Origin of the sequence: Candidatus Chlorobium masyuteum (assembly GCF_011601315.1) — a bacterium.
GTDB classification, from domain to species: domain Bacteria; phylum Bacteroidota; class Chlorobiia; order Chlorobiales; family Chlorobiaceae; genus Chlorobium; species Chlorobium masyuteum.
The window spans coordinates 517,271-528,838 of record NZ_JAAORA010000002.1; the positions used below are offsets into that span (position 1 = coordinate 517,271).

Consider the following 11,568-nt stretch of genomic DNA (forward strand, 5'->3'; position numbering starts at 1 on the left):
ATCTGAACCTCCAACAGAGCCCAACAAGTTCACTCTTGCGGAGTGCAGTCAAATAAGATTGTTCAATTTGGGGCTTAATGAGTAAATTCAGCACAGTCAGCTTTAGCAATAGAATATGAACAGGATCAGGTATGGCAAAGAAAACGGTGAAGGTGATGTTTATCGGCGATGTTGTCGGGACTCCCGGATTGAAGATGGTTGATTTATGGCTGAAGAGTTTCATCAAGAAGCATGATGTGGATTTTGTTGTCTGCAACGGAGAGAACGCTCATCACGGCAAGGGGATGAGTCTTGAAGCGCTCAATCAGCTTGTTGCTGCCGGCGTCAATGTGGTGACGGGCGGAAACCATACCTGGAGCAATTTCAACTTTTTCGATACCCTTAAAACGCACCCCCAGGTTCTGCGTCCGCTGAATTATCCGAAAGGTACCTACGGCAAGGGGTACGGCATCTTCAAGCTCCCCAATGGACTTGGTGACATTGCCGTGGTCAACCTTCAGGGCAGAACCTTCATGTATTCAATCGACTGTCCGTTCAGAACCGCAGACTGGGTGATCAAACAGATCAAGGAGCAGAACAGGGATTCAGTCAAGTTTATTTTTGTGGATTTTCATGCCGAGGCAACCGCAGAGAAAATAGCTCTCGGTTGGTACCTCGATGGCCGGGTATCGGCTGTGATCGGTACCCACACCCATGTGCAGACCGCTGATGAGCGTATACTGCCGAAAGGAACCGGATACTGCTCCGATGCCGGTATGACCGGGCCGCACAACTCGGTTATCGGCATGCAGATAAAGTCTGCTACCGACAGGATGCTCTACCAGACTCCGCACAAGTATGAGTGTGCCGAGGATGATGTTCATTTTGCTGCCGTGCTTCTCTCGCTTGACCACTCAACCGGTAAAACCGTCGGCATCGAGCGGATTTTCTATCCCGAGTACGACCGCGGTGTGGTGTAGGAAAAAATCGATTGTTATCAACAAAAAAGCCCTCGCGAGAGGGCTTTTTTACTTTCGTGGGTGTGGATTTCGTATAGAGTCCGGTGTGTCATCTCGAACGCAAGAGAGAGATCTCTCCTTTCAATCGAGATGACATAATGCGCAATCCATAATCGATTTATCTCAATCCCTGCTCGAACTCCTCTGCTATAATCACATCATCTTCGCTACCAATATAGAGCGGAGTGCGCTGATGGAGTGTGGTTGGCTTAATGTCAAGGATGCGGTGTCTGCCGTCTGTTGCCCGTCCACCGGCCTGCTCGCAGATAAAGGCAAGGGGATTGGCTTCATACATGAGCCTCAGCTTTCCGCTGGTATGCTTTGTTGTCGGCGGATATACGAAGACTCCTCCGGTCAGCAGGTTGCGATGGAAGTCCGCGACGAGTGAGCCGATGTAACGGGTGCTGTAGGGGCGACCGGTTGCAGGATCCTCCTCCTTGATATAGTCGAGATATTTTTTTGTCCCTTCGTTGAACTGGGCGTAGGATCCTTCATTGATGGAGTAGTATTTCCCTTTTTTCGGGGTGATAATGTTTTCGTGTGAAAGGAGGAACTCTCCGATAGTCGGGTCGTAGGTAAAGCCGTGAACACCGTGACCGGTGGTGTAGACCATCACGACTGATGAGCCGTAGATAACGTAACCGGCGGCAACCTGCTCGTATCCATGCTGCAGACAATCGTTGATGCTTGCCTTGCAGGGGTCGTCGCCCTTGAGACGATAGATGGAGAAGATGGTGCCGACACTGACATTGACATCAATATTTGAGGAGCCGTCGAGAGGATCGAAGAGAAGTGCATAGCTTCCGGTCTCATTTTTCGGCGGTATAATGATTCCTTCGTTCTCCTCTGAGCCCATGACGGCAAACCGGCCGTGCTGACCGATGGCGGAGATGATTTTTTCATTGGCGAACAAGTCAAGTTTCTTGACCTCTTCACCCTGAACATTGGTGCTTCCTGCAAAACCGAGAATATCGACCAGTCCGGCACGGACAACCTCTCTTCGTACCAGTTTTGCCGCAAAGGCGACATCCGTAAGCAGGTCGGTAAGTTCGCCGTGTGCTTCGGGGAAATACTTCTGCTGTTCGAGGATATGTCGTTCAATGGTAATCAAATTGCTCATGCTCACTCTTCCTGATGATTAGGTGGTAGGGGATTAATCAGCGACATTGAGATCTTAAATGTAGAAATATTCAGCCTCGCTTTCAAATTGAGAGCGCAATTGCCCGTTGAGCCGTTTTTGTAAAGAAATGCCGAAGTGTTATATACCTTGACACTTTTTCAAAGCAAGCACTCTCTTCCCTGTTTCATGAAACGATACCGATGGAATTTACTCGCTCCTGACGATGAGACTGTTCAGGCTCTGACTGAAGCGATAAATGTCAGTCAGCCCGTTGCAAGAGCCTTGTGCAATCGTGGTGTCACGACGTTTGATGCAGCCAGGGATTATTTCCGCTCATCAATCGAGCATATCCCCTCTCCCTTTCTGATGCAGCAAATGCAGCGAGCGGTTGATCGTGTGCTTGAGGCGGTCAGGATGCATGAGAAAATCATGATCTATGGCGATTATGACGTTGACGGTACAACCGGAACAGCGATGCTTTTTTTGTTTCTGAAAGAGCAGGGCGCCGGGGTTTCCTGGTACATTAATGACCGGTTTACGGAGGGGTACGGTTTATCTGACGAAGGTATTGATACCGCTCTCGGACGGCAGGTTTCGCTGATCATTACGGTTGATTGCGGTATACGTGCTAACGGGGAGATCAAGCGGTGCGGAGAGCTTGGTATTGATGTGATAGTCTGCGATCACCATGAGCCTGATGAACTGCCGCCAGCCTACGCTATTCTGAATCCGAAGGTCCCGGGTTCGACCTATCCATTCCGCGAGTTATGCGGTTGTGGTGTCGCATTCAAGCTTATTCAGGCAATAGCCGGGGATTCGGGGGGAGATGCTGAAAGCTGGCAGAAATATCTTGATTTTGTTGCGATTGCTACTGCGGCTGATATGGTTGCCCTGGAACAGGAAAATCGAACCCTGGTTCGTGAAGGATTGAAAAGAATGCGGGTAAAACCGAGAGGTACGTTCAAGGCTCTGTTTTCTCTCATGAAGGTGGCTTCTTCAGAGCTCGGCATGTTTCATATTGCATTCGGTATTGCTCCCCGTATTAATGCTGCCAGCAGAATGGGTTCAGCACATCTTGCCATGGAGTGGCTTGTTTCGGAATCAATGGATGACTCGGTACGCCATGCCGGGGAACTTGATCGCATGAACGCTCTTCGACGGGAGATTGACAGTGACATCATGACCAGGGCGGAAAAGATGGTTGAAAGCCATTTTGCATCATATTGTTCTTCGATTGTGCTCTATGATGAGTCATGGCATCTTGGGGTTCTTGGTATTGTGGCATCCAAAATGCTTGAAAAACACTATCTCCCGACCGTAATTCTCGGGAGCATGAATGGATTCATCAAGGGGTCGGTCAGAAGTATTGAGGGATTCAATATCTATGAGGCACTGCAGGAGTGCAGTGCGTATCTCGAACAGTTTGGCGGCCATCATCAGGCTGCTGGTGTTATCCTTCGCCCTGAAAATCTTGCCGGATTCCGTAAAAAGTTCAATGAGGTCTGCGCTGCGCGCCTCTCCATTGAGCAGCAACAGAAAGCGCTTGCAGTCGATGCACGGCTTCCTCTTGAGGAGATCACACCGAACTTTATCAATGTACTCGGTCAGTTTGCCCCTTTAGGTTATGGAAACAGGGAACCACTCTTTATTTCCGTTGAACTTCAGCTCTTCGGTACTCCGAGGCTTCTCAGCAAGAGGCATGTGAAGTTTACTGTCAGGGATAGTGCCGGCCGGATTTTCGATGTTATCGGTTTTGACCGCCCGGATATTTTCGACGAACTTTCCTCCCAATCCCGTCCGGTATTTGTTATGCTCTATTCGGTTGAAAAAAGGATGTGGAATAACAGGGAGCAGATACAGATAAGGCTTCGGGACCTTGAACTGTGCAACAGACCGAAGAGCTGAAGGGCACCTCTATTGATTTGTTCCGAAACCCGATTACTTTGTTGGGCGGTGCTCTTAATCCTCATGTACTCCGTGTACATTCCGGTTTCTGCGCTCCGTCCGCCTTATTCTCGGGCTTCTCACTGACAATTAATAGAGGTGCCCAGAATCTGTTTTTGACTATAGCGGTACGCTGCTGTTTCTGTTGTAGCCGGTCACTTTTCCATCTGATCAGGCACACTTTTTTCATGCCTGATTTTGCCGAGGATTCCGGCAAGTGATGAGATTGCGGAGATGGCAAAGAAAATAAGCGACAGGGCAATGCCTGTGCCTGTTGCGAGATTTATGGCATCCAGCATATAGTAGAAGGTGATTTCGCGTGCTCCGGCTCCTCCGATGGTGATCGGCAGAATGGTTGCAACAGCCGAAATCAGAAAGATGGCCAGGTAGTCGATGATGTTTGCATTCTGCGAGAGTGCCATGAGAATGAAATACGCAGATATAATCTGGGTGACCTGCACAAGCATTGACTCTATTGCCGTAATCGTGAATATGCCGAGAAACTGTTTGTAGAACAGCTTGTTCAGTAAAATTGACAGGGGATAGATACTCGTGAGCAGCACCCATGCCCAGGGAATCAGATCGGGAAATAGTGTGGCATAACTGCTGGGCAGCAGGAGAATGACCGACAGAAACACCAGTGCAACCATCCCGCAGATTCTGTCCCACAGCACGGCATGAAAGACATTGATTGTTTTAAGGCCGTGGTTTTTCTTCAATACAAAGATTTTGTAGCCGTCCCCTCCGATACCTCCCGGAAGAAACAGATTGTAGAACATGCCCAGATAGTAGAGCTTGAGATTGTAGATGAAGGAGAGCTCAAGATCAATAGCTTTGAAAAAGCGGTTCAGGCGTATAGCGTTGAATATCTTGGAGATATTGAAGAAAAGAAGGGAGAGCAGAAGATACCACGGGTTTGCACTGCGGATAATATCGGCCAGTTTTGCTATATCGGTCTTTTTCAGCACCAGATAGAGGGCCAGAGAGGTAAAAAGAAGCTGAACAAGTGGTTTGAGCAGCTTTTTCAGCCGGGCGTTACTGTTTGCCAATGATCTTTTTGATGATATAGGGTTTCTTGTTCTGTGACTCGTAATAGGTGCGCATGATGAATTCTGCTATAAACCCGGTCGTAATAAGCTGTATGCCGATAAAGGTCATGATGATGCCGAGCGAGAGCAGCGGGCGGCCACCGATCTCCTCGCCCATGATTTTCACAAAGAGCAGGTAGAGGTTCAACGCCAGACCGATAAACAGCGAAGAAAATCCAAGCGAACCGAACAGGTGCATCGGCTTCTGACTGTATTTCTGAAAGAAGACCATAAAGAGCAGGTCGCTCATCACCTTGAAGGTTCTGCCGATTCCGTATTTGGATTTGCCGAACTTCCGTGCATGGTGACGGACATCAACTTCCGCCATTTTGGCACCATAGAGCTGAACCAGTACCGGAATAAACCGGTGAAGCTCGCCGTAAAGACCGAGATTTTTCGCAACATCTTTCTTGAAAACCTTCAGCGTGCATCCATAGTCACGGATGTGCACATCGGTAAGTGTCCGGATGAGAGCATTGGCGATCTTGCTGGGGATTTTTCGCAGGATCATGCCATCCTGCCTTCCTGCTCGCCGGCCTGCAACAACATCGAGATCGTTGTCAAAAAGGTAGCGTATCATCATCGGAATGTCCGAAGGGTCGTTCTGCAGGTCACCGTCAAGGGTGGCAATCAAGTCCCCTTTTGCATGATCAATACCGGCAGCCATGGCTGTTGTCTGACCATAATTTTTGTTCAGTACAACGAGTTGCAGGTTAGAGGGGGCATTGGCCTGGATTTCAGCTACCGTTCCATCGGTAGAACCATCGTCAACCAGAACGATCTCGTGATCGATGCCGGCAAGCGATGAAGCGAGAGCAGCAAACAGCGGTTTGATGTTCTCAACCTCATTCATGACCGGGATGACGACAGAGAGCTTCATGATTATCCGGTTTTATTGCTTTATTTTCACCAGCACAATGCCGCGTTTGCTGTAGAGTAGGGCAGGAGTGTCAAGGGTTGCAAGTTGCTTGACTGTAGTCAGGGCAATCTCTCCCGGAAGCGGCTCCCGTCTTTCAGCAAAAGATTCAGAATATACGAAAAAAGAGGGGTAATAGACTTCCCACATCACGATTTTATACCCCGCTTTTCTGGCCATGAGGGCGGCCTCCTTCACCGGTTCCTGGAGGAGTTTTCCTGCAATAGGCATCAGATGGATGTTGATGATGAGTGCAAAAATCACTCCCGTAGCAATCAGTTTGTCCGCTACCGCAAACCGGGAAAGAAACTCTATGGCAAGGATCCCGAGAAGTGATGCAATGATTACAAGGATGTGTGACGTTCCGGTGAGCGTAATTCCCTCGGCAAACAGAGTTTGCAGATAGAGGTCATCGGTATAGTTCATTGCTGTGAGGGCAAGAACAGGCAGGAACGCAAGCAGGATGAGGAGCATCAGCGGCCAGAGGGCAAGAAGCCGGGGGTGGCGGCTCAGAGGCAGAGCCCTCGCCATGAGTATGAAGAGCGGTGTATAGCCGTAAATGACGTAGTGAGGAAGTTTTGTGCCGGAGAGCGAGAAAAAGATAAAGACAAAACCGAACCAGATCAGAAGAAAGCGGTTTTCACGTTCCGCAAAGAGTTTTTTCAGGTTGAACAGCACGGTAAAGAGAAGTCCGGTAAAGGGCATCAAACCGATGATGAGTACCGGGAAATAGTAAAAGAGGGAGCCCGAGTGGCCCTCGAATGAGGTGTTGAAGCGGCTGATATTGTGTTTGAAGAAAAAGCCTTCAATAAAGGCCATGCCCTGTTCACGGTATTCAAGCAGATACCAGGGGAGAGCAATACAAAGAAAGATGATGATGCCCCAGGGAGAAAGAGAGGCTCGTACCAATTTTTTCAACTCTCCCTCAATGAGTGAGAAGATAAAAAAAACGGACACCGGTATGATGACGGCAATCGGTCCCTTGGTGAGCATGCCGAACCCGGCTGCGGCAAAGGCAAGATAGAGTGCCCGCTTTGAGCCTGTTTCAAAATGCCGGAAGAGGGCAAACATGGTTATGGCGAGCAGGGCGTTCAGCAGCGCATCGGCAATGGCAGCTTTGGCGATGACGTTGACCTGGAGCGAGAGCACCATCAGTGCAGCAGCAAGGAAGGCCTGCCGGTTGCCGGATACTTTGCGTACAACAACAAAAATTGAAGCGGCCCAGGCGGTTCCTGCCAGTGCAGAGGGGAGGCGGAATGCAAACTCGTTCACTCCGAACAAGTTGACCGATAAAAGCTGGAGCCAGTAGATGAGTATGGGTTTATCAAAACGGGGAGCACCATTCAGCCATGTAGTCAGATAGTTTTTGCTCACCATCATCTCACGGGTTGCTTCGCTGAAAGCTCCTTCATCGACATCAAAAAGCGGAGCAGATCCAAGGCCGGCAAAGAAACTGACCGCAACAAGAAGTCCGAGCAGTGTCAGAAAACGGGTGGTTTCAGATTTCGGAAGATTCAACTGCATTGAGTGTCGTTTTGAAATATCGGTTATAGAGCAGAACTGTGGATGCGATGCCGAGGAATGAACCGGCAATGACATCGCTGATATAGTGTTTGGTCAGCACGATCCGGCTGCATGCGATCAGGATGGCAGCAGAAAAAAAGAGCACCCGCCATCGGGGGTAATACATCGAGAGTACAATTGCCGCGCTGAATGCGGTTGCCGAATGTCCGGATGGAAACGAGGTCCACTCAGCTTCTGTATGGAAAAAGTCAAAGAGATAGAGTTTGTCACTGAACCAGAGTTTGGGGCGCGCCCGCCCGGCTATAAATTTGATGATGTCAGCCGCTATCCCCGACACGGCAACTGCAGTGAAGAGAAAAAGTCCCTGGCGTGCAACGAACGGATTTTTTTTTCGAAGAGCAATAAAAAGCAGGAAACCGGGAACAAGATACCATTGCGATTCACCAAAAAGCGTTATGAAGCTGAAGAGTTGGAAAACCGGGCTCTCTTTCAGTGCATTGAACCAGTCTGCTGCAGGAATATCGGCAACCGCGCAGCTTGCAATGCAGAGCAGGAGTACAAAACAGAAAGAGAGTGTCCATCGGAGATAGGTGTTCATGAACAGCCAATACATTTTTTTGCCGAATTAAACGCTTGCAGTTGAAAATACATTAAATTTCTTGCTCGTACACATCTGTCAATATGCAGAGCATTCTGAAAGGTAAAATGATGATGAGGCGGGCAAATACCATAACCTGTAAACGGGATCAGCGAGGATTTTATGAGCAGTAACCCTTCAGGAGAAGAGCTTCATGACCACCATGACCACCATGACCACCATGACCATCATCACCACCATCATCATGCATCGGGAAACATCAGGACGGCTTTTTTTCTGAACCTCGGGTTTACCGTTGTCGAAATTGTCGGTGGAATCCTGACAGGCAGTACGGCAATTCTTGCTGATGCGGTGCATGACCTTGGCGACTCCATTGCTCTTGGTCAGGCATGGTATTTTGAGAAAATATCTGACGCATCAAGCAGTTCCCGATACTCCTATGGTTATAAGCGCTTCTCGCTTCTTGGTGCACTGATCAGTACGGTGGTACTGCTCACCAGTTCGCTCTTTGTGCTTTCGCGGGCCATCCCCAGGATTTTTGAACCTCATCACCCCGATGCAGGAGGCATGATCATCCTCGCCATCGCCGGAGTAGCCGTTAACGGCCTTGCCATGGCAAAGCTCTCCAAAGAGAAAGGGATGAATGCGCGGGTTGTCGCGCTCCATCTTCTGGAAGATGTGCTCGGATGGGTGGCGGTGCTTGTTGTGGCGGTTATTCTGCTCTTCTGGGATGTTCCGGTGCTTGATCCTATACTTGCCATTCTTATTACCCTCTATATTCTTGGAGGAGTTATCAAAAATCTCAGGGCTATGATTCCTGTTTTTCTTCAGGCGGTGCCCGATGAGCAGGATCTTGATGCAATCACCCGTGAAATTGAGGAGTTGCAGCATATTCATGCCGTACACCATGCCCATATCTGGTCTCTGGACGGGGTGCATACGGTCTTTACCGCTCACCTTGAAGTTGACACCATGCTTGCTGCTGAAAGCTATATGCAGCTCAAGGAGCGAATCAGAGCGCTGGTTGAACGTCATGGTCTTTACCATTCAACCGTTGAGATTGAGTATCCCGGTGAGGCTTGCCGCAACACCCTTGCCGGGCACCACTAAAAAGCTGTTACACGATTTGATGGTATCGTTTGGTGGTACTCGAATTCCTCACGTACTTTGTGTACGCACCGGTTTCTCCGTTACGTCCGCCTCGCCCTCAAACCGCTCACGACGATTTTTAGAGGTGCCCATCATCCTCCCAATGGTTTTGTGATCACGCATTTTTTTTGTCATCCCGATAAGGGGCTGTCGGCAGAGGGATCTCTTGTGAGCCATGAACGAGAGAGATTTCTTACCCCGAAAGTTCCCTCGCTTGCGTTCGTGAGGAGTTGAAATGACAGAATGGCAACTCTCTGGTCTCACAATCTGTTACTATCGTTATCTTGTGCCGAAATGATCATAACCGGAGCTACCTCGATGAAAAAACTCTTTTTGCTTGGATTTCTGCTGCTTGCCGGATGTACCGGTATACCGCAGGGGATTACCGTGGTCGATAATTTTGCTCTGGATCGTTATCTGGGCAAATGGTACGAAATTGCCAGAATTGATAACCGGTTTGAGAAGGGAATTGAGCAGGCTACGGCGGTTTACTCGCTGGCTGACGATGGCAGCGTCAAAGTTTTGAACAGCGGTTACAAGGCGAAACAGGGCAAATGGAAAACTATTGAAGGCCGCGGCGTTTTTATTGATGATACCAGCAGAGGAGCTTTGAAGGTCTCCTTTTTCGGCCCATTTTATGCGAGTTACAATGTTATAGACCTTGACAGGGTAAACTACTCATGGGCTGTTGTGTGCGGAAGTAACCGTTCGTACTTCTGGATCCTTTCCAGAACACCGCTGATGGAGAGGGAGCTTCTCGATGAGCTTGTCGGGAAGGCTGGTTCTATGGGATTTGATACGACGAAGATTCGCAGGGTTGCACAGCAGCAGACAGAGTGATCCGTTTATGACTGCATTCAGGATAAGATAGTGATGGCAGGACTGTAGCGTGAGGTTATGACATGGCCTGATAAAAGTATTGCAATTTGAGTTTTGGGCACTTTCAGCTTTTTCGTTTATTCAGTAAAACAGCAAGTGCAACTCCTCCGGCAAAAAGATACCATCCGATAACGATCTGAATGTCATGAGGGATTGACTCAGGTATTGTAATTGCCATGTTTAAATGCTTTGTGTTGGTTTGTTACTGTAAAAAAGGGAGATTTTTTCGGGGGCTGTCTTAAAAAATAACCGTATTAATACTGACGATAAAGTACGTTATTTTTTGTGTATTCCAAACAGGCACCGAATTGAAAAACGTATTATAATGAGGTTCAATTTTCTGCTGATTGCTGGTGCGTTTTGTAATTGAATTGCATGGGTGAGTTAATTAAAACAAAGAGGTAATTAATGTCAAATCTGATACTTGTAGCAAAAGTAGTTGCAAAAAATGAGTCTGTTGAACTGGTCAAAAGCGAATTGCTTAAACTTGTTGCTCTTGCCAGAGAAGAGGAGGGGTGCATACAGTACTCCTGTCACGAAGACAAAAGTGATCCGGCAGTATTTATTTTTTATGAAATATGGGAGAGCCAGGCTTTACTGGAAAAGCATATGGCTACAGAGGGGTTCAAAGCCTACCAAAAAGCTGTAGATGGCCATATAGCCGAGAAGGTATTCAATAAACTGACACTGCTTGCATAATGGGGGCACACTACAATTTATAACTGTTTTTAACGTGCAGTAATTGGCTGTCGTTGGAATATATCAGCTCAGGCATTCTTGCCATAGGCATGTGCCTTGGCAAGCCACTTTTCTCGCTTTTGGAGGGTTGCATTTTTTATCGGCCCGAAACCTGAAATTTTCACCGGTTTGATACCGCAGAACTCAAGAATGGTGCGTTTCATCTGGTTGTGGCCCGGCATCCGATAGACTAACTGGTAGTACCATATCGGGGTGTCCATGGTGACGAGCAGATGCGCCGATCGATTGGAGAGCAACTGGTCCCACATTGCCGATCCATCCCTGAATTTGAAGGCAAAACCGGGAAGAAAAATCCGGTCGATAAACCCTTTCAGCAAGGCAGGCATTGCTCCCCACCAGACAGGATAGACGAAGACCAGATGCTCCGCCCATATGATTGCCTCCTGGGCGGCAACCAGATCAGGCTCAAGCGGCTGAATTGAGTTGTAACCGTTGTGGAGTATCGGATCGAAAGTGAGGGTACCGGGATTGAGTAATTGAACCTCGTTACCGGCAGCTCTGGCTCCATTCACATAGGAGTCAGCAAGTGCGCTACAGAAACTCTTCTTTGCCGGGTGACCAAGAATGACAAGAATTCGTTTGCTCATTTGCTC

General features: G+C 48.5%; 11 protein-coding genes. 5 read left to right on the forward strand and 6 right to left on the reverse strand.

The annotated features are described in order from the left end of the window. Positions 1–131 precede the first annotated feature (131 nt). On the forward strand, positions 132–959 hold the full coding sequence (locus G9409_RS05970) for a TIGR00282 family metallophosphoesterase (RefSeq protein WP_166807884.1): 828 nt from the start codon (positions 132–134) through the stop codon (positions 957–959). A gap of 157 nt (positions 960–1,116) precedes the next feature. Here G9409_RS05970 and fbp read toward each other — a convergent pair whose 3' ends face one another. Continuing rightward, positions 1,117–2,118 (reverse strand): class 1 fructose-bisphosphatase, encoded by a 1,002-nt coding sequence (gene fbp / locus G9409_RS05975; protein WP_166807885.1) that lies wholly within the window; start codon positions 2,116–2,118, stop codon positions 1,117–1,119. A gap of 186 nt (positions 2,119–2,304) precedes the next feature. On the opposite strand from fbp, the gene recJ reads away from it, so the two are divergent. Continuing rightward, positions 2,305–4,023: a single-stranded-DNA-specific exonuclease RecJ gene (recJ, locus tag G9409_RS05980; protein ID WP_166807886.1), complete on the forward strand. Its 1,719-nt coding sequence runs from the start codon at positions 2,305–2,307 to the stop codon at positions 4,021–4,023. A gap of 194 nt (positions 4,024–4,217) precedes the next feature. On the opposite strand, the gene G9409_RS05985 is transcribed toward recJ, so the two are convergent. The 4 genes from G9409_RS05985 to G9409_RS06000 are packed head-to-tail and all read right to left on the reverse strand — an operon-like array spanning position 4,218 to position 8,188. Further along, positions 4,218–5,111 carry a lysylphosphatidylglycerol synthase transmembrane domain-containing protein gene (locus G9409_RS05985; RefSeq protein WP_166807887.1) on the reverse strand — a complete coding sequence of 298 codons (894 nt, stop codon included), beginning with the start codon at positions 5,109–5,111 and terminating at the stop codon, positions 4,218–4,220. Next, positions 5,098–6,030 carry a glycosyltransferase family 2 protein gene (locus tag G9409_RS05990; RefSeq protein WP_166807888.1) on the reverse strand — a complete coding sequence of 311 codons (933 nt, stop codon included), beginning with the start codon at positions 6,028–6,030 and terminating at the stop codon, positions 5,098–5,100. The genes G9409_RS05985 and G9409_RS05990 overlap by 14 nt, the downstream gene beginning before the upstream one ends. A gap of 12 nt (positions 6,031–6,042) precedes the next feature. Continuing rightward, a complete protein-coding gene (locus tag G9409_RS05995) occupies positions 6,043–7,590 on the reverse strand; it encodes an ArnT family glycosyltransferase (RefSeq protein ID WP_166807889.1) in 1,548 nt (515 codons plus the stop codon). Beyond that, positions 7,565–8,188 (reverse strand): phosphatase PAP2 family protein, encoded by a 624-nt coding sequence (locus G9409_RS06000; RefSeq protein ID WP_166807890.1) that lies wholly within the window; start codon positions 8,186–8,188, stop codon positions 7,565–7,567. The genes G9409_RS05995 and G9409_RS06000 overlap by 26 nt, the downstream gene beginning before the upstream one ends. A 162-nt stretch (positions 8,189–8,350) precedes the next feature. Between G9409_RS06000 and G9409_RS06005 the strand changes: the two genes are divergently transcribed. From G9409_RS06005 to G9409_RS06015, 3 genes are all read left to right on the forward strand, one after another. Continuing rightward, on the forward strand, positions 8,351–9,298 hold the full coding sequence (locus G9409_RS06005) for a cation diffusion facilitator family transporter (protein WP_166807891.1): 948 nt from the start codon (positions 8,351–8,353) through the stop codon (positions 9,296–9,298). 357 nt (positions 9,299–9,655) lie between these two features. Further along, positions 9,656–10,177: a lipocalin family protein gene (locus G9409_RS06010; protein ID WP_166807892.1), complete on the forward strand. Its 522-nt coding sequence runs from the start codon at positions 9,656–9,658 to the stop codon at positions 10,175–10,177. Between the two features lie 447 nt (positions 10,178–10,624). Continuing rightward, complete coding sequence (locus G9409_RS06015; RefSeq protein ID WP_166807893.1) at positions 10,625–10,915, forward strand: putative quinol monooxygenase; 291 nt, start codon at positions 10,625–10,627, stop codon at positions 10,913–10,915. A gap of 68 nt (positions 10,916–10,983) precedes the next feature. Here the strand turns inward: G9409_RS06015 and G9409_RS06020 are convergent, their stop codons facing one another. Continuing rightward, on the reverse strand, positions 10,984–11,562 hold the full coding sequence (locus G9409_RS06020; protein WP_166807894.1) for an NAD(P)H-dependent oxidoreductase: 579 nt from the start codon (positions 11,560–11,562) through the stop codon (positions 10,984–10,986). Between the last annotated feature and the right edge of the window lie 6 nt (positions 11,563–11,568).